18 protein-coding genes are annotated in these 20194 nt (G+C 63.0%); 6 read left to right on the plus strand and 12 right to left on the minus strand.

What is annotated here, in order from left to right; genetic code table 11:
* Positions 1-6 precede the first annotated feature (6 nt).
* The 4 genes from CHR90_RS08455 to CHR90_RS08470 all read right to left on the minus strand — a co-directional run bounded on the left by CHR90_RS08455 (position 7) and on the right by CHR90_RS08470 (position 6292).
* On the minus strand, positions 7-993 hold the full coding sequence (locus tag CHR90_RS08455; RefSeq protein ID WP_094408544.1) for an ABC transporter permease: 987 nt from the start codon (positions 991-993) through the stop codon (positions 7-9).
* Complete coding sequence (locus CHR90_RS08460) at positions 990-2489, minus strand: sugar ABC transporter ATP-binding protein (RefSeq protein WP_094408545.1); 1500 nt, start codon at positions 2487-2489, stop codon at positions 990-992. Before CHR90_RS08460 ends, CHR90_RS08455 begins: the two co-directional genes overlap by 4 nt.
* A gap of 78 nt (positions 2490-2567) precedes the next feature.
* On the minus strand, positions 2568-3515 hold the full coding sequence (locus CHR90_RS08465; RefSeq protein WP_094408546.1) for an ABC transporter substrate-binding protein: 948 nt from the start codon (positions 3513-3515) through the stop codon (positions 2568-2570).
* A 422-nt stretch (positions 3516-3937) separates the two neighbouring features.
* Positions 3938-6292, minus strand: a complete 2355-nt coding sequence (locus CHR90_RS08470) for a transketolase (protein WP_094408547.1) — start codon at positions 6290-6292, stop codon at positions 3938-3940.
* A gap of 149 nt (positions 6293-6441) precedes the next feature.
* Here CHR90_RS08470 and CHR90_RS08475 point away from each other — a divergent pair, with 149 nt between their 5' ends.
* The 5 genes from CHR90_RS08475 to CHR90_RS08495 all read left to right on the plus strand — a co-directional run bounded on the left by CHR90_RS08475 (position 6442) and on the right by CHR90_RS08495 (position 9947).
* Complete coding sequence (locus CHR90_RS08475; protein ID WP_229671543.1) at positions 6442-6879, plus strand: Lrp/AsnC family transcriptional regulator; 438 nt, start codon at positions 6442-6444, stop codon at positions 6877-6879.
* Positions 6880-7008: 129 nt separating this feature from the next.
* A complete protein-coding gene (locus CHR90_RS08480; RefSeq protein WP_170941352.1) occupies positions 7009-7821 on the plus strand; it encodes a transporter substrate-binding domain-containing protein in 813 nt (270 codons plus the stop codon).
* A 55-nt stretch (positions 7822-7876) separates the two neighbouring features.
* Positions 7877-8539, plus strand: coding sequence for an amino acid ABC transporter permease (locus CHR90_RS08485; protein ID WP_094408549.1), 663 nt, complete (start codon positions 7877-7879; stop codon positions 8537-8539).
* A gap of 3 nt (positions 8540-8542) precedes the next feature.
* Positions 8543-9196: an amino acid ABC transporter permease gene (locus CHR90_RS08490; protein ID WP_094408550.1), complete on the plus strand. Its 654-nt coding sequence runs from the start codon at positions 8543-8545 to the stop codon at positions 9194-9196.
* Positions 9180-9947 carry an amino acid ABC transporter ATP-binding protein gene (locus CHR90_RS08495; RefSeq protein WP_094408551.1) on the plus strand — a complete coding sequence of 256 codons (768 nt, stop codon included), beginning with the start codon at positions 9180-9182 and terminating at the stop codon, positions 9945-9947. Before CHR90_RS08490 ends, CHR90_RS08495 begins: the two co-directional genes overlap by 17 nt.
* On the opposite strand, the gene CHR90_RS08500 is transcribed toward CHR90_RS08495, so the two are convergent.
* The 7 genes from CHR90_RS08500 to CHR90_RS08530 form a co-directional block, all read right to left on the minus strand.
* Positions 9944-11440, minus strand: a complete 1497-nt coding sequence (locus CHR90_RS08500; RefSeq protein WP_094408552.1) for a M81 family metallopeptidase — start codon at positions 11438-11440, stop codon at positions 9944-9946. The genes CHR90_RS08495 and CHR90_RS08500 overlap by 4 nt on opposite strands.
* Before the next feature lie 21 nt (positions 11441-11461).
* Positions 11462-12424, minus strand: a complete 963-nt coding sequence (locus CHR90_RS08505) for an ABC transporter ATP-binding protein (RefSeq protein WP_094408553.1) — start codon at positions 12422-12424, stop codon at positions 11462-11464.
* A complete protein-coding gene (locus CHR90_RS08510) occupies positions 12417-13379 on the minus strand; it encodes an ABC transporter ATP-binding protein (protein ID WP_094408554.1) in 963 nt (320 codons plus the stop codon). The genes CHR90_RS08505 and CHR90_RS08510 overlap by 8 nt, the downstream gene beginning before the upstream one ends.
* Position 13380: 1 nt before the next feature.
* The gene (locus tag CHR90_RS08515) at positions 13381-14226 is read right to left on the minus strand and encodes an ABC transporter permease (protein WP_094408555.1); all 846 of its coding nucleotides are present in this window, start codon (positions 14224-14226) and stop codon (positions 13381-13383) included.
* 1 nt (position 14227) lies between these two features.
* Complete coding sequence (locus CHR90_RS08520) at positions 14228-15154, minus strand: ABC transporter permease (protein ID WP_094408556.1); 927 nt, start codon at positions 15152-15154, stop codon at positions 14228-14230.
* 69 nt (positions 15155-15223) lie between these two features.
* Entirely contained in the window at positions 15224-16795 is a 1572-nt protein-coding gene (locus tag CHR90_RS08525; protein ID WP_094408557.1) for an ABC transporter substrate-binding protein, read from the minus strand.
* 93 nt (positions 16796-16888) lie between these two features.
* Positions 16889-17767, minus strand: coding sequence for a MurR/RpiR family transcriptional regulator (locus tag CHR90_RS08530; protein WP_094408558.1), 879 nt, complete (start codon positions 17765-17767; stop codon positions 16889-16891).
* Between the two features lie 155 nt (positions 17768-17922).
* Here CHR90_RS08530 and CHR90_RS08535 point away from each other — a divergent pair, with 155 nt between their 5' ends.
* Complete coding sequence (locus CHR90_RS08535; protein ID WP_094408559.1) at positions 17923-19044, plus strand: NAD(P)/FAD-dependent oxidoreductase; 1122 nt, start codon at positions 17923-17925, stop codon at positions 19042-19044.
* On the opposite strand, the gene argE is transcribed toward CHR90_RS08535, so the two are convergent.
* Positions 19041-20183: an acetylornithine deacetylase gene (gene argE, locus CHR90_RS08540; RefSeq protein ID WP_212668651.1), complete on the minus strand. Its 1143-nt coding sequence runs from the start codon at positions 20181-20183 to the stop codon at positions 19041-19043. The genes CHR90_RS08535 and argE overlap by 4 nt on opposite strands.
* Positions 20184-20194 lie beyond the last annotated feature (11 nt).

The raw sequence follows: 20194 nt of genomic DNA on the forward strand, positions 1-20194 counted from the left end.
AGCCTCCTAGCGCCGGGCGAAACCGAGCAGGCCGAGGCGCGGCGATTGCAGGAACAGCACCAGCAAAATCACCACAGCTTTCACGACCAGCGTATATTGCGGCGGCAGGCCGCTGACCAAGATCGAGGTGGTCAGGCTTTGGATCACCAGCGCGCCGATCAGGGTGAGGCCGAGGGAGAAGCGCCCGCCGATCAAACTAGCGCCGCCGATGACCACGGCCAAAATCGCATCGAGTTCGAGCCACAGTCCGGCGTTATTAGCATCCGCCCCGCGAATGTCGGCGGTCAGGATAATGCCTGCCAGCGCCGAACAGAGACCGGAGAAGGCATAGGCCGCCAGCCGTACCCCGCGCGCTTCGATCCCGGCAAGGCGGCTGGCGGCGGCATTGCCGCCCACGGCTTCGAGAAACAGCCCGAGCGCGGTGCGCCGTAACAGCAACCCGGCGAGAACGGCGAAAACCGCCAGCAGCCACACCCGCGACGGGATCCCCAGCAGATACCCGCTGCCGAGAAAATCCATGACCGCGCTATGGAAGGTGACGATCTGGCCGTCGGTAATCATCTGCGCAATGCCGCGCCCGGCCACCATCAGGATCAAGGTGGCGACGATGGGCTGGATTTCCAAAAACGCCACCAGGAACCCGTTCCACAGGCCGCAAGCGACACCAACCATCAGCACAATCAGCAGAATTGCCGTGGGGGATAGATCACCCGCGCGTAATAAGACGGCGGCAACCGCGCCGCAAATCGCGATAATGGCGCCGACCGAGAGATCAATCCCGCCGGTGGCAATCACCACCGCCATGCCGAGGGCGACGAAACCCAGGGGGGCGGCGCGGTGAACAATATCCACCGTGCTGCCGAACAAATGGCCATCGACGATGCGTAAGGCAAAAAAGCCGGGCGACAGCACAAGATTGGCCGCCAAGATCAGCAGCAGCGCCGCTACCGGCAGCAACCAACGCCGGTTTTGCAACGAGAGTTTCGGGGTCATTGGGCGATAGCCTCGATAATTCCGGCTTCCGTCACCCCCGCGCCGGTCAGTTCGGCAACGCGGCGGCGGTCGCGCAGCACGACAACCCGGTCGGCCACGGCGGTGATTTCCTCAAGTTCGGAGGAAACGAGCAGTAGGGCCATCCCCTCCGCACAGAGTTTGCGGATGAGCGTCATGATTTCGGCGTGGGCGCCGACATCAATGCCGCGCGTCGGCTCGTCGAGCAGCAACAGCTTGGGGTGTGTGATCAGCCAACGGGCCAGAATGACCTTCTGTTGATTGCCGCCGCTGAGCTGCCCCACCGGCTTTTCGCCATCGGGGGTGCGGATGCCGAGCGCGTCGATCATCTCCGCCGCAATCGCCTGCTGGGTCGCGTGGGGCACGCGCTTCAGCCAACCTTGGCGGGCTTGCAGGGCCAGAATGATATTTTCGCGCACCGATAGGTCGGCAACGATACCGTGGTGCTTGCGGTCTTCCGGGCAGAAGGCGAAGCCGTGGCGGATCGCTTGGCGGGGGGAGCGGATATCGACCGCCGCCCCGTCCAGCAGCACGCGCCCCCGGTCGCGGCGGGCAGCGCCAAACAGCAGTTCCACCGTTTCTGACCGACCCGACCCGAGCAACCCGGCCAAGCCGACCACTTCCCCGGCGTGAACGCTGAGATCGACACTCTCCAGCATATGCCGTTTGCCGATGCCTTCGGCCACCAGACGCGGCGGGCCGTCCGGCGCCTTCGCCTCCGCACTGCGATGAGCGGTCACGGCGTCGACATGCTGGCCCAGCATCCATTGCACCAGCTCGCGCCGGGGCAGATCGGCGGCACGGGCGGTGCCGACGCGCTTACCGTTGCGCAAAACTGTGATGCGGTCGGACAGCGCATAGACCTGATCAAGAAAATGGGTGACGAAGACGATAGCGATGCCGCGCGCCTTCAGGCGGCGCAGCAGATCGAACAGCACCTCGACCTCATGGGTATCGAGGCTGGCGGTCGGCTCGTCCAGAATCAGGATTTTCACATCCCCGGCGAGTGCGCGGGCAATGGCGACCATCTGTTGAATGGCGATGGAGTACGACCCTAGCAACCGCCCGACATCAAGCGACAGGCCGAGCGGCTTGAGCAGCGCTTCCGCCTCCGCCCGCGCGGCGCCCCAGCGGATCAACCCCAAGCGGCGCGGTTGGCGCCCGAGGGTGAGGTTTTCGGCAACCGTCAGCGTCGGCACCAGGTTCACTTCCTGATAAACCGTGCTAATGCCCAGCGCCTGCGCGTCCTGCGGGCTGCGCGGGTTGATCTCGGCGCCGTCCAGGCGCATCGCGCCGCCATTGCGGCGATAGAGACCGGTGAGAACCTTGATCAGCGTCGATTTTCCAGCGCCATTTTCCCCGAGCAAGGCATGCACTTCGCCGGGGTAAAGGTCGAAATCGACGCCATCGAGGGCCAAGACCCCCGGAAAACGCTTGGTAATACCCGTTAGGGTCAGTACGGGCGGCAGCGATGTCATAGCAGCCCCTTCGTCATAAAACGCGAAAAAGGGGCCGGGCGGTCGATTAGAAACCGGCCCGACCCCAGGGGGAGCCGATTACTGGGCGCTGCGGCGCTTATACTCGTCCGCCGCCGTATCCGGCAGATAGAGCGGGCCTTGGGCCTTGATCCACTTCGCGACGGGCTTGCCCGCCTTGGCGGCGTCAATCGCATCGAAGGCCGGGCCGCCGAGATGCGGGTTCAACTCGATGGTGGCGTTGGTATCGCCATCGGCCATCGCTTTGAAGATATCCGGCACGGCGTCGATAGAGATGATCGACAGATCCTTGCCCGGCTTCAGCCCGGCTTCCTTGATCGCCTGAATGGCGCCGAGGGCCATATCGTCGTTATGGGCATAAACGGCGCAGAGGGCCTTACCGCCGTCTTCGGCCTTCAGGAAGCTTTCCATTACTTGCTTACCGCCAGAGCGGGTGAAATCGCCGCTTTGCGACCGGGCCTGTTCCATGCGCGGGAACAGTTTCACCACGTCTTCGAAGCCCTTCTTGCGGTCAATTGCGGCGCTGGAGCCAACGGTGCCCTGAAGTTCCACATAGCGGCACTTGCCGCTGGTGCGGGTTGCCAGCCAAGCCGCGGCCAAGCGGCCTTCTTCCACGAAATCCGACGCGACCTTGGTCAGATAGAGCGATTCGTCGGCGACTTTCACACCGCGATCGACCAGAACCACCGGGATTTTGGCGTCTTTGGCTTCCTTCAGCACTTGATCCCAGCCGGTTTCGACCACCGGGGCCAGCAGAATGCCGTCGACACCCTGGGCGATGAAACTGCGCAGCGCCTTAATCTGATTTTCCTGCTTCTGCTGCGCATCGGAAAATTTCAGGTCGATCCCGCGCTTCTTGGCTTCGGCCTTGATCGATTCGGTTTCCGACGTGCGCCAGCCGCTTTCTGACCCGATCTGCGAAAAGCCGATGGTGAGGGCGCTGGCACCGGTCGAGAGCACGGCGAGCGAGGCACCGACCAGCAGCGCCGAAATTTTGGTCCGCGTCATGACATTTCCTTCCTTGGGTCACAGTTTTTTTGGGTGCAACAATCCTCCGCCGATCTGATGTTGATCGGTGGGGCGTTTTGGGGAATTTTGGGGCAGTACAAGCCTGTTCCGCCCAAACAAAGGATTTGGGCCGGTCAGGATTAGAACTGTCTCTGGGACGACGATTGGCGCTTAGGCCATCGTCCTATTGCTCTGCATTCTGTCGTTCCTCCGCCTTTCACTGCCGCGTTTTCCGCTGGTCAGATTTATTTTTAAGGACGAATTAAACGATAAGCAGGTGCGGGGAGGGCGTCCAATACCATTTTCAGAATTAACCATATCGGGTTTGGCATGGTTAATAGATTTACGATTATAAACCTGCTATGGGCCGCGCCGATAGGGGGCCGGTTTGCGCGGCCCCCCGCTTGATCGCTTGACGTGGATCAGGAAATCGGCGCGCCGGGCGTCAGGCTAGACACCGCCCGGACGATGCCCGCCGTATCGATGCCGAAGTGGCGATAGAGGTCGCCGATGGTCCCGGTTTGGCCGAAATGATCGACGCCGAGCGCGATCGTGCGATGCCCAAGCACCCCGCCTAACCAAGCCAGCGTCGCCGGATGACCGTCGAGAACAGTGACGATCCGGCAGTGCCGGGGAAGCGGGGCGAGCAGGCGTTCAACGGCGCAGTCCGCCGTCTGGCCCGCTTGGCGAAGCTGTTGGGCGCCCAGCCAGCCCGCGTGCAGCCGGTCGGCGGAGGTGATGGCGAGCAGGCCGACGTCCCGGCGCTTTTGCGCAATCTGGGCGGCGGCGGCAATCGCTTCTGGCGCGACGGCCCCCTGATAAGCGATCACGGTTTCACAGTTCGGCCCTGGCGGGCGCAACCAATAGCCGCCCGCCAGCACCCCATCGCGGAACCCAGCTTCCGGCAGCGGCGGCTGTTCCAGCGGGCGGGTGGTGAGGCGCAGATAGACGGCGCTGCCTTTATCGTCGGCCAGACCGGTGCGTGGGTCGCGGGCGGGGCCGCCGTCCCGCTGCATGAAATCGAAGCTCCAGGCCATGATCGCCGCCAGTTCGGCGGCGAAGGCCGGTTCGAAGGCGGCGAGACCATCCTGCGACAGGCCGATCAGCGGCGTATTGATCGATTGATGCGCCCCGCCCTCCGGTGCCAACGTTACGCCGGAGGGGGTGCCGACGATCATAAAGCGGGCATCCTGGTAGCAGGCATAGGTCAGCGCATCGAGACCCCGGCAGACGAAGGGATCGTAAACCGTGCCGATGGGCAGCAGCCGTTTGCCGAACAGCGATTCGGTCAATCCTGCCGCGCCGAGGTGCAGGAAGAGGTTCATTTCCGCGATGCCGAGTTCGATGTGCTGCCCGGCGGGGGAGAAGTCCCATTTGGCGGTGGAGGGAATTTTCTGCGTGCGAAACAGGTCGGCCTTATCATGCCGCGCCCAGAGTTTGCGCCGATTGACCCAGGGCCCAAGGCCGGTGGTACCCGTCACGTCGGGGGAGGTGGTCACGATCCGTTCGGCGAGGGGGGAGGCGTCGCGCCCAATGTCGTCCAGCAGGCGGCTAAAGGCCATCTGGGTCGAAATCTCTTTCGCTGCCGGGGCGGCGAGCGCCGGAACCGGGATGCGTGCATCGGTCAGGCGGCGGGGGCCAGCGGCGAAAAACGGTACCTGCGCTAGAAAGGCCCGCAGGCCATCGGGATCGGCGACGCCGGCGAGGGGGGCCCACTCCTGGCCAACCGGCACCCCCATATGGGTTTGCCAGTCGCGCATTTGCTCCGGCGTCATCAGACCGCCGTGATTATCCTTATGGCCCGCAATCGGCGTATTCCAGCCTTTGATCGTATAGGCTAGGAAGCAGACGGGCCGGTCATGGGTGATGCTGGCGAAAACTTCGGCCAGGGTTTCGACGCAGTTACCGCCGAGATTTTCCATCAGCGCCGCCAGATCGGCGTCGCTGCGCCGATCGATCAGCGCGGTTACCGCCCCTTGATCGCCAAGGTCGCTCATCAAATGCTCGCGCCAAACGGCGCCGCCGCGATAGGTGAGGGCGGCATATAGATCGTTCGGGCAAGCGTCGATCCAGGCGCGCAACTGTTCGCCGCCGGGTTCGGCAAAGGCGGCGCGTTGCAGGGCGCCATATTTGACGCGCACCACGTCCCAGCCGAAGGCTTCGAAAATCCGTTCGATGCGGGCCCACAGCCCTTCGTGGACGACGCCATCCAGCGACTGGCGGTTATAATCGATGATCCACCAAACATTGCGCAAATCGTGCTTCCAGCCTTCCTGCAAGCATTCATGCACATTGCCTTCATCGACCTCGGCATCGCCCATTAAGGCGATCATCCGCCCCGGCTTAATGTCGGCGCCCCAGGGTTTGCTGGCGATATAATCCTGAAGGATCGAAGCAAAACTGGTGATGGCGACGCCGAGACCGACGGAACCGGTGGAAAAATCCACGTCATCGGTATCCTTCGTGCGGCTGGGGTAGCTTTGCACCCCGCCATAGCCGCGGAAGTTCTTCAGTTTTTCGACGTCCAGCCGCCCCATGAGATACTGCATAGCGTGGAAGACCGGCCCCGCGTGGGGCTTGACGGCCACCCTGTCTTCCGGGCGCAGCGCCGAGAAATACAGCGCGGTGAGGATCGAGACCATCGAGGCCGAGGAGGCCTGATGCCCGCCGATCTTAATACCGTCCTGCTTCGGGCGCAGGTGATTGGCGTGATGGATCATCCAATGCGACAGCCACTGCAAGCGGCGTTCGACGATTTTTAAGGGCGATGGCGTCATGGCGGCTTCCTCGGTTTTCTCTCTCCAGCATGCCCCGAAGCGCCCCAGCGTGTCCTTGCAAAGACGGCTTAAAAAGCCCTAGGATTAAGAGGAAAACGCTCTAATATGGTTCATAGTCAGTGGAAAACCCTAAGTTTGATAGTTTTGACGTGAAAATCCTCCGCGCGTTGCGCGACGATGGCCGTATGTCCATTCAAGACCTCAGCGAGCAGATCGGCCTAAGTCCAACCCCGGTGGCGCGCCGGGTAAAGCAGTTGGAGGCGGCGGGGGTAATCACCGGCTATTCGGCCCTGTTGGACGAAGCCGCCCTCGGCTATTCGGTGTCGGTCTTTGTGTCCGTCAAACTCGACCGTCAGGTGGATCAGGCCTTGGCGCAGTTCGAAGCGGCGGTACGGGCCTTTCCCGAGGTGGTCGATTGTTGGTTGATGACCGGCAACCGCGATTATTTGCTGCGGATCGTGACCGAGAATCTGGCCGGGTTCGAACGGTTTTTAACCTCGGATCTGACCCGGCTGGCCTGCGTCTCCAGTATCGAAAGCTCCATCCCGCTGCGGCGGGTTAAGGCTGGGACGTCCCGCGCGCCTTAGCCGATGTGTCGAAACTATGTCTGGCTGGCCTAGGCTTTGCATCGTTGGGAAAACGCGGGGCAGTAGCGCCCCGCCGGGCCTTCCGGGGGCGGACCGGGGGTTCTGACGTTTTCCCCGGTGGAGTGGCCGATGAGTGTTTCGAAGCGCGTTTTCCTCAAGGGTATGGTGGCCGGGGTTGGCCTGATCGCCGGGGTTCTGGTGGCTGGGACGGCTGGTGCACAGTCGTTGCTGGAGACGATCACCAAGACGAAAACGATCAAGATCGCCGTGCCGACCGATTATCCGCCCTATGGGTTCGTCGGCCTCGACCTGAAGCCCCAGGGCCTCGATATTGCTGTGGCAGAACTGATTGCTGAAAAATTAGGCGTTAAGCTCGAAACCGTTCCGGTGACCAGCGCCAACCGCATCCCCTACGTCCAGACCAAGCAGGTCGATCTCGTCATCTCGACCCTTGGTAAGAACGAGGAGCGGATGAAGGTGATCGATTTCACCCATGCCTATGCGCCGTTCTTCCAGGCAGTCTTTGGCCCCAAATCGCTGTCGATCAAGAGCTTCGACGATCTCGGTGGTAAGACCATCGCCGTCGCCAAGGGGGCGATGGAGGAGCAGGAGTTGGTCAAGGTCGGCCCGGCGTCGATGGATTTCAAACGCTATGAAGATCAGGCCGCCGCCTCGGCCGCCTATGTCGCTGGGCAAACCCAGGTGATCGCCACCAGCATTTCGAACGCCGGGCTAATTGCGCAGAAAAACCCGCAATTGGGGTCGGAATATAAGCTGCTGATCAAGGATAGCCCCTGCTACATCGGCGTCGCCAAGGGTGAAGACGCGCTGCGCGCCAAAGTGAACGAGATTATTCTGGCGGCCAAGGCCGACGGCACGCTCGAAAAACTCTCCCAGAAGTGGTTGGGCCGTCCGGCGGGCGATCTGCCCCTGTCGAACTAACGCGATCCTGCCGGGGGCCATTGCCCCCGGCCTATCCGGTTCGGCGGGAGGGTGAATGCAGGTCGATCTGAATTTTTGGGCCATTCTTAGCCAATGGCCGTTCCTGTTAAAAGGCATTGCCTGGACGGTCGGGCTGACGGCGGTGTCGCTGATTATCGGCTTTACCCTCGGCATTCTTTGCGCTTGGGCGCGGGCTTACGGGCCGAAGGGCCTGCGTTGGCCCGTGGGGGCCTATGTGGAGGCAATCCGCAATACGCCCTTTATCGTGCAGCTTTTCTTCATCTTCTTCGGGTTGCCGTCCCTGGGCGTGCGCCTGTCGCCGGAGGTAGCGTCCGTCATCGCGATGGTGCTGAACCTCGGCGCCTATTCGACCGAAATCATCCGCGCGGGCCTGATGGCAACGCCAAAGGGCCAGACGGAGGCGGGGGTAAGCCTCGCGCTTAGCCCCGTACAGGTGTTCTTCTATATCGTGCTGCCGCCGTCCTTGAAGCGCGTTTGGCCCGCCTTCGTCTCGCAATGCGTTATCGTCATGCTCGGGTCTGCCGTCTGCGGTCAGATCGCGACGGAGGAATTGAGCTACGCTGCCAACGTCATCCAGGCGAAAAATTTCCATACCTTCGAAGCCTATATCGTCGCGACGATCCTCTATCTGCTGCTGGCCGTGGCGCTCCGCCGTCTGCTGACCCGGGCCGGGCCGCGCTTTATTTTTGGGAGATAGGCAATGGTCGATTTCTCCCTCTGGGACATTATCCGCAATCTGTTGCTGGCGGCGCGCTGGACGGTGGTGCTGTCGCTGATTGCCTTTATCGGCGGCGGGTTGGTCGGCGGTGGGCTGCTGGTGGCGCGACTAACCGGTAAGCGCTGGATCGAGGTTTCCGTCGCGCGCTATGTGCAGGTGTTCCAGGGCACGCCGCTATTGATGCAGATTTTCCTCGCCTATTTCGGCATTGGCATGTTTGGCATCAAAGTATCGCCCTGGGTTTCGGTTTCGGCGGCGCTCACCCTCTATACCAGCGCCTTTCTGACCGAAATTTGGCGCGGTTGCGTGGCATCCGTGCCGAAAGGCCAGTGGGAGGCTTCGCAAAGCCTGGCGCTCAGCTTTGGTGAACAATTGCGCTATGTGATCCTGCCCCAGGCGCTGCGGGTGGCGGTACCGCCGACGGTTGGGTTTCTGGTGCAGGTGATCAAAGGGACGGCGCTCGCCTCCGTCGTCGGCTTTGTCGAACTGACGCGGGCGGGGAACATGATCTCCAACGTCACCTATGCCCCCTTCACCGTCTTTGCCTGCGTCGGTCTGCTCTATTTCGCCCTGTGCTACCCGATCAGCCTTTACGCGCAATTCCTTGAAAGGAAGCTCCATGCCGTCCGCCGCTGACGCTGCCGTTTACGAACCGCCGATCGTTCAAATCACGGCGCTGCGCAAATCCTATGGCGAGGTCGAGGTGTTGAAGGGCATCGACCTTGAGGTCAAGCGCGGCGAGGTCATTGCCATCATCGGCAAGAGCGGATCGGGCAAAAGCACGCTGCTGCGCTGCATCAATGGGCTGGAAGTGTTTCAGGACGGTGCCCTAACCGTCGATGGCAAGCCGCTGGTACACGATAGTCAGGCGGCGATGCGGGCCTTGCGCCAGCGCGTCGGCATGATTTTTCAAAGCTTCAACCTGTTTCCGCACCTCACGGTGGGCCGCAATATCATGCTGGCGCCGACGCTGGTGAAAAAGCGCGATCAGGCAGAAGCGGCCGCCCAGGCGCGGGCGCTGTTGGACCGGGTGGGGTTGGCGGAAAAATTCGACGCGATGCCCGACCAGCTTTCTGGCGGGCAGCAGCAGCGCGTCGCCATTGCCCGCGCGCTGGCGATGGAGCCGGGGGTGCTGCTGTGCGATGAAATTACCTCCGCCCTCGATCCCGAATTGGTCGGCGAGGTGCTGCGCGTCGTCGAACGCTTGGCCGACGAAGGCATGACCCTGCTGATGGTGACCCACGAAATGAACTTCGCCCGCAAGGTCGCCGACCGGGTGATTTTCATGCACCAGGGTCGCGTCCATGAAATGGGGCCGCCGGAGGCCTTGTTCGGCAGCCCCGCGACGGCCGAGTTGCGGCAGTTCCTCTCGTCGTTGCTCGATTAAACCCAGGCCGTGTCGGCCTCCAACGGGTAAATCGGGCGGCGGGCACGGCTATAGGGCATTTTGGTCAGGTCGGGGGTGCAGAGCGCGCCGCTGTCGCAGACGATAACCTCCCCCGCGATGGGGTCGAAGGCGGCGCGGAAATGCTGCATGGATTTCAGCGCCACAACGCGCCGTTCGGTCGGTTCGATGCCGAAGGCTTGGAACTGCGCAAGGTCGAGCACCTGGGTGACGTTGCTGACCACCAGCACCTCGATGCCGCCGATGCGCACGGTGGCACTGGGGCCGAAGCTGCCCTTCAGGCCACCCATCATCGGGCCGTGCCCCACGTAAGTCCCATCGAAGAGACCAATCAGCGTGACCGAGAGATCGAGCGGCCCGCCGCCGAAGCGGGCATCGGTCTTACCGCCCAGCTTCAAGCGCACGGTATCGCCCGGCTGATGCTTGCTCAGCAAGTCCACGCTCTCGGGGTCGAAGATTGGGGCGAAACACGCATCCTGCACGTCTGCCGCGATTAGGGCGGCCAGCAGGGCCGTTGAGTCGCCATAGGCGCCGCCGCCAGGATTATCGGCGAAATCGGCGATGACCAGCGGGCCTTTGCTGACATTGAAGGTTTTGGCGTAACGGGCGGCGGCGTCCACGCTCAGCAGCGGCGCGCCTCGGTCGGCGCGCTTCTCCCAAATATCCGCCGCCAGCCCACGGATGAAGGCTTGGTGCTTCGGCAGATCGCCCTGGCAGGTCACCAAGACGCTCGGTCCCACGTCGGCAATATCGGCATTGGGGAAGGCGCCGTTGACGCTGACAGCGAAAACATCCGGCTCCGTCTCATAGGCACGGGCGGCGGCGATGCGCGGAACCATCGGGCCGATGTCGGTGCGCCCGCCGGTCGCTTCTTCCAGCATCGGCAGTTTCTCCCAAAGGGTGACGGGGCGGATTTCCCCGGCCATCGTCCGCCCGATGATGCGGGCGGCCTGCTCGCCGCACTCGCGCATATCGACGTGCGGATAGGTTTTGTAGGACACAATGGCGGTGGCGAGGCGGACCATCCGTTCCGTCACATTGGCGTGCGGATCGAGCGTGATGCCAATGGGCAGATCCGGGCCGACGATGGAGCGCAGCCGCTCCAGTAACTCGCCCTCGCCATCCTCCACATGGGCTACGACCATCGCGCCGTGCAGACCGAGCAGAATACCGTCGAGGCTGCCGCGCAGAATCTTCGCCGCATTAACGATGACGGCGGCGACATGCTCATACGCCTCGCGCGTGACCGGACCGGATGGGGTGGCGCCAGCGCTGATCGCGTGGTGGACGGTCCAATTTTCGGCGCGGGCAATTTTCAGAAACCCGGCGAGCGGGGTATTGGCGGTCCCACGTTCGGCAATGGCATCCGCCCCGACGAAATAATAGCGGTCGCGGAAGGCGGCCAGATCGGTCGGCCGTTGACTGAACGTATTGCTTTCGTGGGAAAATTCGGCGGTCAGGACGCGGAAACTCATGATCGGGCAGCTCCGGGGCGGTCAGGCGCTGGGGTGGTGGCAGGCGGTCGGGTGATGGTCTGCCGAGAGGGTGGGGCGGGTGGTGCGGCAGTGGTCGCTCGCGCTCGGGCAGCGGGCGGCGAAGGCGCAGCCGGGTGGGCGCTGCCACGCGCTGGGAATTTCGCCCGACAGCCGCGCTACCCGTTTGCGCTGGCCAGGATCGGGGGCGAAGCTGCTGTCCATCAGCGCCACTGTGTAGGGATGGCGCGGGCGGGCCTGGGCGGTCGGCAGGATTTCGACAATCGACCCCAGGTACATGACGATGATCCGGTCGCAGGTGTAGCGCACCAGCCCGAGATCGTGGGAAATGAACAAATAGGTTAGTCCCAGCCGGTCGCGCAGGTCTTCCAGGAGCGCGATGATCTGCGCCTGGATCGACACATCGAGCGAGGCGGTGGGTTCGTCCAGCACCAGAAAACTCGGCTCCAGTGCCAACGCGCGGGCGATGCCAACGCGCTGTTTCTGCCCGCCGGAAAGCTGGTGCGGATATTTCTCCGCCAAGGCGGGATCGAGGCCGACCATCCGCAGCAGGCTGGCGGCTTTGTCCGCTTGCTCGGCCGGCAGAAGCGGCAGGCCCTGGACCTGAAACGGCTCCAGCACCGCGCGGGTGATGGTGAAGCGCGGGTCGATGGCGGAATAAGGGTCTTGGAAGACCATCTGCATTCGCCGCCGCGCCCGGCGCAGGGCGGCGGGGGGCAGGCTTCCCAGATCCTCCCCCTGGAAGATCACCCGCCCATCGGTGGCGTCCAGCAGGCGCAGCACCAGCCGCGCCAGGGTGGATTTGCCGCAGCCGCTTTCGCCGACAACCCCGGTGACGGAGCCGCGCGGCAGATCGAAGGACACAGCATCAACCGCACGCATCCGGCGCTTTGGGCGGAACAAGCCGCCGCTGGCGGTGAATTCCCGCGTTAGGTTTTCGACGCGCAGCACGGGAAGCTCAGACATGGGCGGCCCCCTCCGGGTTCCAGCAGGCGGTGAAACCCGTGCCAACGGGGGAAAGGGCGGGCGTATCGGTTGCGCAAACCGGCAGGCGGGCGGCGCAGCGCGGATGAAAGCGGCAGCCACCGGGATAATCCTTCACCCCCGGCACGGTGCCGGGAATGCCGTGTAGGCTGCCGGGTGCCTGATTTTCCTGCGGAATGCAGTCGATCAGCGCGCGGGTATAGGGATGCTGCGGGCGGGCGAAAATCTCGCTAACCGGCGCGCTTTCCGCCACCCGCCCGGCATAGAGCACCGTCACCCGGTCACAGATTTGCGCGACGACGCCCATATCGTGTGTGATCAGCATCAGCGCGAGGCCCCGGCTGGCGACAAGATCGGCGAGGATTTGGACGATTTGCGCCTGGATGGTCACGTCTAGCGCCGTTGTCGGTTCGTCAGCGACGATCAAATCCGGGTCGGCCATCAGCGCCATCGCAATGACGATGCGCTGTTTCATGCCGCCGGAAAGCTGGTGAGGATAGGCGCGGTAGACGGTTTCCGCCTCCGGGATGCGCAACTGGCCCATCAAATCGAGCGCCTTGGCGCGCGCCGCCGCTTCGGTCTGGCCAAGGTGCAGGCGGGCGACTTGGGCGATTTGCGGGCCGACTGGGCGGATCGGATCGAGCGAGGTCATCGGGTTCTGGGAAATCAGCGCGATGCGGTGGCCGCGTAAGGCGCGATACTGCCGTTCCGGCAGGCGGGTTAGGTCTTGCCCATCAAAGAGGATCTGCCCGGCCGTAATCCGCCCGCCCAAGCGGGGCAGCAGGCCCATGACGCTCATCGCAGTGAGGGACTTGCCGGAGCCAGATTCGCCGACCAGCCCGTGGACCTCGCCTTTTTCGACCGCGAAGCTAACGGCGTCCAGCGGCGCAACGGGGCCAATGGCGACAGAGAGGGAGCGCACCGACAAAAGGGCCATCTCAGCGCTCCTTCAGGCGGTTGCGGATGTCGAGCGCGTCGATCAGCGCGTCGCCGAACAGGTTGATGGCGATGACGGTGACAGCGATGGTGACGCCGGGGAAAATCACCACCCAAGGCGCGAGATAGATTTGCGCCACGCCACCGTGCAGCATCGCCCCCCAACTCGGTAGCGGCGGTTGGGCGCCCAGGCCAAAGAAGCCCAAGGTGGCTTCCAGCACAATGGCGTCGCCGATTGCCAGCATCCCGGCGACCAGCACCGGCGTTAGCGCGTTGGGAATAAGGTGGCGGAACAGGATATGGCCGTGGGAGGCGCCAAGGTTCACCGTCGCCTCGATATAGGTTTCGGCCTTCAGCGCAATGATCTGTGCCCGCGTCAGCCGCGCGAACTGCGCCATATAGCCGATGGTGATGGCAATCGCGGTGCTCCCCAGGCCCGGCCCGAGAATCGCGATCAGCACCAGGGCAATCAGGATTTCTGGGAAGGACCAGGTAATATCGACCCCAGCCATGACGATGCGGTCGAACCAGCCGCCGAAATAGCCCGCCAGCGCTCCCAGCAGCACGCCCAAGCTAACGCAAGCGGCGACGGAGGAAACGGCTACCCCCAGCGAAATACGCGCGCCATAGACGAGGCGGGAGAAAAGATCGCGGCCAAATTCGTCGGTTCCCAACCAATTAGCCGCGCTCGGCGGCAGATAGGCATTGGGCAGGCTTTGGGTGTCATAGGGCGCCGGGGCGATCCACGGGGCAAAGAGCGCGGCGATCACCAGCAAGACCAGGACGGCGGCAGGGATGAACCCGCGCGGAGTGGCAAGGCTGCGGTGCAGGGCGAGGGGAACGGCCATTTTAGGAAATCCTATCGCGCATGCGCGGGTCCATCAGCACTTGCACGAGATCGCCCAGCAGCGTGCCCAGCAGCACGGCGCAGCCCAGCATCAGCAGGCAGCCTTGAACCAATGGGTAATCGCGCTGGCTTAGGGCGTTGATCAGCAGCGTGCCGAGGCCGGGGCGGGCGAAGACGAATTCGATGGTGACGGCGCCACCCAAAATCCAACCGATCTTCAACGCCAGCAAGGTCACGATGGGCAGTAGCGCATGCCGCAAAATATGCTTGAGGTAGATTTGCCAGGCGGGAACGCCCTTGGCGTGCAGCATCATCACGAAATCCTGACGGGCAATATCCCCCATCGCCGCACGGGTGACGCGGGCGACCAGGGCAATCCCACCAAGGCTAATGGTGGCGACCGGCAGCACCAGCGCCTCCCAGGTGCGGGCGCCGGAAACCGGGAACCATTCAAGCTGCACGGCGAACCCCAGGATCAGCAGCAGCCCGAGCCAGAAGGCCGGGACGGTGGAGCCGAGCAGGATCAGCGTCATCACCGCCCGGTCAAGCCAGCTATCACGGAAAATCGCGGCGAGGGCGCCCGTCGCAACCCCCAAGGTCATAGCAACCGCCAGCGACAGGCCACCGAGGGCAAGGCTATAGGGCAGGTTTTGCAGAATGAGATCGAGCACCGGCTGTTTTAAAATCAGCGCCGTGCCGAAATCGCCCGTCAGCATGCGCCCGAGCCACAGGACATATTGCACCGGCAAGGGCTTGTCGAAACCAAGCTGCGCCATCAGTTCCGCCCGCCGTTCGACGGAGGAGCCGATTTGCAGCATGTGATCGATGGGGTCGCCCGGCACCAGATGGACGATGGCGAAGATCACCATCGACATGGCTAAAAACACCGGTAGCAGCAGGGCGAACCGCTTCAGGAAATAACCCAGCATCCACGGCTCCCAAGGGAGGGGGGAGGCCCGGCGGCGTCCGGGGGGATCGCCGCCGGGGAACGGACCGCCTTACTTAACGGGTTCGGCGTCCAGAATCGTCTGGCTGGTCACGCGGGTGCCGCGCACCACCTCTGGCAGCTTCAGCTTTTTGGCCGAATAGGTGAAGACGTTGGCCGGTTCATAGATCGGCGCGAAGGCGTATTGCGACAGAACATATTCGTGATAGGCGATGAAATTCTTCACGCGCTCGTTCCAGGTGCGGGACTTGTTCATCGCCGTATCGTTCAGCTCTTCGGCCTTCGGATCGTTCAGCATCGACACGTTCGGATAACCGAGGCGCTTGCCGGAGAAGAACCAGTCGATGATGTCGGCATTGGTCCAGGAATAGCTGCGGATCGCGAGCTGGTGTTCCGTCTTCTTCTTATACTGGGCATTGATCGTGCTGGCGTCGAACAAGGTAATGTCGGCCAGGATACCAACCGCCTTCAACTGGGCCTGCACGGCTTCGCTGATGCGCTTGAATTCGGTGCCGTTGGTCGTCCACAGCTTAACCTGCAGCTTCTGGCCGCCCTTGGCGCGGATCCCATCCGGCCCCGGCACCCAGCCTGCTTCGTCCAGCAGCTTTTTGGAGCGGGCGGGATCGTAGGCGATGGCGAATTTCGGGTCGATCTTGGCTTCTTCCAACCCGCTGATCAGGAAGCCGTTGGCGGGCTTGCCGATGCCGCCGTAGAGCGCCGTCCAAATATCTTTCTGATTGATCGCATAGGCCGCAGCGGCGCGCAGTTTAATATCGGTGAACGGTTCGACGCTGGTGTTGATCGGCATGTAAACGACTTCGGTGCCAGGGATGACCATCACCTTCAGCGCCGCTTCCTGCTTCAAACGCGGCAGAAAATCGGTCGGCACGGTATACAGAAAATCGACGCCGCCGGTTTTAAGCTCCAGAAAGGCGGTCGAATCGTCGGCGATTTCGCGGACGGTGATTTTCTTCAGTTTCGCCGGGCCGCGATTTTGCGACAGGTCCGACCCCCATTTATAATCCTCGTTACGGACCAGCACGGTTTCCTGACCGACGGTGAATTTCTCCATCTTGAACGGCCCGGTGCCGGTCGCGGCGGTCACGCCAAACTTATCGCCCAGCGCGTCATAGGCTTTTGGCGACGGCACGCCCATGAAGGAACTAGCAAGGTTGAACAGCAGGTTCGGGTCAGGCTTTTTCATCAGGAAGCGGAAGGTCAGATCGTCAACGATCTCCACCTTATCGATGGCTTCCACCATATAGGCGTTCTCGGTGCCCGCGAATTTCGGGATCCACCAGTCGATAACCTTGGCATTGAAGGGTTCGCCATCGTGGAACTTTACGCCGGGCTTCAGCTTGAAGGTCCAGATCATGCCGTCCGGCGTGCTGTCCCACGATTGGGCGAGTAGCCCGTGGAAACTCTGGTCGGCATCCTGCAACAGCAGCCGGTCGAAAATCAGCGAATTGGCGCTATTGAGGCGCGTGCCGGTGATCGGATTATAGCTCGGTGCCCCCACTTCGCGGGCGGTAACGGCGAAAACCGCGTCCTGGGCCAGGGCGGGCAGGGCAGCGGATAGAATAGTGGCGGCGGATAAAAGCGCGGCCCGTGACAGCATACGCATCGCAAAAACTCCCCCAAATGCCGGTTTGGCAGCGTGAAACCTGAAACTGTTCGTGGAATGCCGGGGCGACCCCGGTCGTTCTTATGGGTAGGCTTACTTCTCGGCCCCGCCGGTATCGCCGACATGGCCGGTGAAATGGCTGTAGAGCTGCGACACGCGGGTCATCCGCGCCTCGACACTCGGGCCGATTTCGATGGAGACGGCGTTCATCATCAGATTGACGAGGCTCGCCATTGGGGCGGTTGAGTCCCAAAACAGGTTGAATTCGGTCGGCACGGTGAACATTTCGTCCACCAGATCGGGTGCCCAAGCACAGAAAGCGTCGGTGATTAGGGTCACCGGAATGCCCGCTTTTTTGGCTTCCTGCGCCAAGACCTGCGCCAAGCGCGAATAGCGCCGCGCTTCGAACATCACCAGGCACACGCCGCTAGGGTCGGTCGCCAGCAATTCGATGAAATTGCCGCCCGCAAGGTCGAGGCGCTGCACCCCATCCCGCAGATATTGTAGTTGATAGGCGAACATATCCGCCATCGCCCGCTCCGTCTGAAACCCAGCAACGAAGACGCGGCGGGCCGTCGTCAGCCGCGTCACCACCCGCTTCCATTCGGGGCTGCGCGCCAGTTCGTAGACAGCCACCAAACCGGCGATTTCAAGCTGCAGCGATTGCGCCAGCGCGTCTTCCCCGGCCAGTGAGCGTTCTTGAAACTCCTTGAGCCGGTCGGCGATCAACCAGGGCCGATCGCCGAGATCTTGGCGGAACTGTTCTTTTAGATCCTTGAAGCTCTTGAACCCCAGAGAGCGGCAGAAGCGCCCGACCGTGGGTTCGCTCACCCCCACTTTTTCCGCTAGGGTGGCGGCGGTTTCAAAGGGGATGGAGGCGGTTTTTGCCAGGATATAGGTGGCGAGCGCCCGGTCGGCCTTCGAGCCGCTGCGCGCACAATCCTCCAAACGCTGTCGAACGGGTTCCGCCATGCTGGTATCCCCTGCGTGATCTGGGATTCACGATGAAAGTTTTTCTTTCATTATGTCAATGAATTTTATTTTTCTTGCAGATACGCCGAATTTACGCGCAGGGTGACGAAGATCGGGAGAAGCCCGCAGGGATGGAAGAGGCAGCGCGAAACGCAATGGATGCGGTTGATTTTCTGGTAATCGGGGCCGGGATTTCCGGCGCGTCGGCAGCCTACGAACTGGCGGCGGTGGGCAGCGTTTGCCTGATCGAGGCGGAGGCACAGCCGGGGTATCACAGCACCGGCCGGTCGGCGGCGCTCTATACCGCCAACTTCGGTAGCCCCCTGGTGCGCAAGATCAACGCGGCGGGCTATGGGTTCTTTTTTACGCCGCCCGATGGTTTCACCGATCTGCCCTTGGTATCGCCGCGTGGGGCGCTGACCCTGGCGAAACCGGGGCAGGAGGCGGCTTTGGCGGCGCTCGTTGCCCAGTCTTCGCCGGATCACCCGATTGTGCCGCTCTCACGCGATGCCGCGTTGGCGAAAGCCCCGCTGATGCGGCCCGAGCGTTTTACCGCCGCCGCCTATGAGGTGGGGGTGCTGGATATGGATGTGGATGCTCTGCATCAAGCCTATCTGCGCGGCGTTAAGCGCCGGGGCGGGGCCTTGCAGTGTTCGGCCCCGGTAACGGCGCTGCGGCGCGACGGCGACGGCTGGATCGTCATGGCGGGCGGGGTTGCCGTCCGCGCGCGTGTTGTCATCAATGCTGCTGGGGCTTGGGGCGATGCGGTCGGCGCGCTTGCCGGGGCCGCCCCGCAAGGCTTGGTGCCGAAGCGTCGCACGGCGATGACGGTCGATGCGCCGCCGGGCCTTGCGGTCGAAAGTCTGCCGCTGGTCGAATATGTCGGCGAGGGGCCGTATTTGAAGCCGGAAGCGGGGGCGCTGATGGCGTCGCTCGGCGATGAAACCCCGGTTGCGCCTCAGGATGTGCAGCCGGAAGAACTGGATATCGCCCTCACTGCCGAATGGCTGGAAACCCATACCCAGGTGAGCGTGAAACGCGCCCCGCGCGCCTGGGCGGGCCTGCGCAGTTTCGTGTCGGATGGCGACCCGGTGGCGGGCTTCGATCCAACCGTGCCGGGCTTCTTCTGGCTGATTGGGCAGGGCGGCTATGGGATTATGATGGCGCCGACCCTGGCGCGGATCACGGCGGCGCTGGCGGCGGGGCAGCCGATGCCCGCCGACCTTGCCGCGCGCGGGATTACGGTGGCGGCCCTACGCCCCGGGCGCTCGGGCTAAACGGTTAAGCTCTCGACGACCTGCGCCAAGAAAGTGTCGCAGGCGGCTAATTGATCGAGCGCGCAAAACTCGTCCGGGCGATGGGCCTGGGCGATGGAGCCGGGACCGCAGACCAAGGCGGGGATACCCGCGCGCTGGAACAGCCCGGCTTCGGTGCCATAGGCGACCTTCGGCGGCACGGCGGTGCAGGCAAAGCGCGACATGGCGGCGACGAACCCATCCGCCGGATCGGCGGCTAGGCCGGGATAATTGGTGATTTCTTCGAACAGAATCTCTGCCCGCTGCCGGTCGGTGGCGAGGTTTGTGTCGGTAAACGCCTGGATCCGGGCGAAAATTGCCTCCGGGTCCGTATCGGGCAAATGGCGGCATTCGAAGACGAAGCGGGCGAGGTCCGGCACCGTATTGGTGGACATGCCGCCCTCCATCACGGTGGTCAGCAGCGTGGTGAAGGGGACATCGAACCCGTCATCCGGCTGGTCGTTGCGGCGGACCTCGGCGGAAATTCCGGCGATTTCGGCGATCAGGCGGGCGGCGCCTTCCACCGCATTCACCCCTTCCGGCGCGCGCGACGAATGGACGGCGTGGCCCTTGACCGTGCAGCACCAGGCGCGCTTGCCCTTATGGCCCAGAACGATCTTCATCTCGGTCGGCTCGCCGACGATTACCCCGGCCGGGCGATAGGGCAGCGTATCAAGGAAGGTCAGCAGATCGCGCACGCCGATGCAGCCCACTTCCTCGTCATAGGAAAACGCGAAATGCAGCGGGCGGCGCAGCGGGGCATTGCGGGCGGTTTCGGCAATCGCGGTGGCGGCGGCAACGAAACCCTTCATGTCGCAGGCGCCGCGCCCATAAAGGTTTCCGTCGCGGATCACGGCCTTAAACGGGTCGGAGGTCCAGGCCTGCCCATCGACTGGGACGACATCGGTATGGCCGGAAAGAATGATGCCGCCGTCTACCTCCGGCCCGATGGTTGCCCAAAGATTGGCCTTCGTGCCGGTCTTATCCGTTACCAGCGTGGCGGAAACGCCAAGGGCGGCGAAATGATCGCGCAGCCATTCAATCAGCCCTAGGTTGGAATTACGGCTAACCGTATCGAAACCGATGAGCGTTTCCAGAAGCGGAAGCGTTGCGGATGCCATCGCGGCCTTCT

This window comes from Elstera cyanobacteriorum (assembly GCF_002251735.1).
Lineage (GTDB): Bacteria > Pseudomonadota > Alphaproteobacteria > Elsterales > Elsteraceae > Elstera > Elstera cyanobacteriorum.

What these genes read in the sequence shown, in the direction of transcription:
- CHR90_RS08455 (WP_094408544.1), bottom strand. Translation starts at nt 993, where the DNA reads ATGACCCCGAAACTCTCGTTGCAAAACCGGCGTTGGTTGCTGCCGGTA.
- CHR90_RS08460 (WP_094408545.1), bottom strand. Translation starts at nt 2,489, where the DNA reads ATGACATCGCTGCCGCCCGTACTGACCCTAACGGGTATTACCAAGCGT.
- CHR90_RS08465 (WP_094408546.1), bottom strand. Translation starts at nt 3,515, where the DNA reads ATGACGCGGACCAAAATTTCGGCGCTGCTGGTCGGTGCCTCGCTCGCC.
- CHR90_RS08470 (WP_094408547.1), bottom strand. Translation starts at nt 6,292, where the DNA reads ATGACGCCATCGCCCTTAAAAATCGTCGAACGCCGCTTGCAGTGGCTG.
- CHR90_RS08480 (WP_170941352.1), top strand. Translation starts at nt 7,009, where the DNA reads ATGAGTGTTTCGAAGCGCGTTTTCCTCAAGGGTATGGTGGCCGGGGTT.
- CHR90_RS08485 (WP_094408549.1), top strand. Translation starts at nt 7,877, where the DNA reads ATGCAGGTCGATCTGAATTTTTGGGCCATTCTTAGCCAATGGCCGTTC.
- CHR90_RS08490 (WP_094408550.1), top strand. Translation starts at nt 8,543, where the DNA reads ATGGTCGATTTCTCCCTCTGGGACATTATCCGCAATCTGTTGCTGGCG.
- CHR90_RS08495 (WP_094408551.1), top strand. Translation starts at nt 9,180, where the DNA reads ATGCCGTCCGCCGCTGACGCTGCCGTTTACGAACCGCCGATCGTTCAA.
- CHR90_RS08500 (WP_094408552.1), bottom strand. Translation starts at nt 11,440, where the DNA reads ATGAGTTTCCGCGTCCTGACCGCCGAATTTTCCCACGAAAGCAATACG.
- CHR90_RS08505 (WP_094408553.1), bottom strand. Translation starts at nt 12,424, where the DNA reads ATGTCTGAGCTTCCCGTGCTGCGCGTCGAAAACCTAACGCGGGAATTC.
- CHR90_RS08510 (WP_094408554.1), bottom strand. Translation starts at nt 13,379, where the DNA reads ATGGCCCTTTTGTCGGTGCGCTCCCTCTCTGTCGCCATTGGCCCCGTT.
- CHR90_RS08515 (WP_094408555.1), bottom strand. Translation starts at nt 14,226, where the DNA reads ATGGCCGTTCCCCTCGCCCTGCACCGCAGCCTTGCCACTCCGCGCGGG.
- CHR90_RS08520 (WP_094408556.1), bottom strand. Translation starts at nt 15,154, where the DNA reads ATGCTGGGTTATTTCCTGAAGCGGTTCGCCCTGCTGCTACCGGTGTTT.
- CHR90_RS08525 (WP_094408557.1), bottom strand. Translation starts at nt 16,795, where the DNA reads ATGCGTATGCTGTCACGGGCCGCGCTTTTATCCGCCGCCACTATTCTA.
- CHR90_RS08530 (WP_094408558.1), bottom strand. Translation starts at nt 17,767, where the DNA reads ATGGCGGAACCCGTTCGACAGCGTTTGGAGGATTGTGCGCGCAGCGGC.
- CHR90_RS08535 (WP_094408559.1), top strand. Translation starts at nt 17,923, where the DNA reads ATGGATGCGGTTGATTTTCTGGTAATCGGGGCCGGGATTTCCGGCGCG.
- argE (WP_212668651.1), bottom strand. Translation starts at nt 20,183, where the DNA reads ATGGCATCCGCAACGCTTCCGCTTCTGGAAACGCTCATCGGTTTCGAT.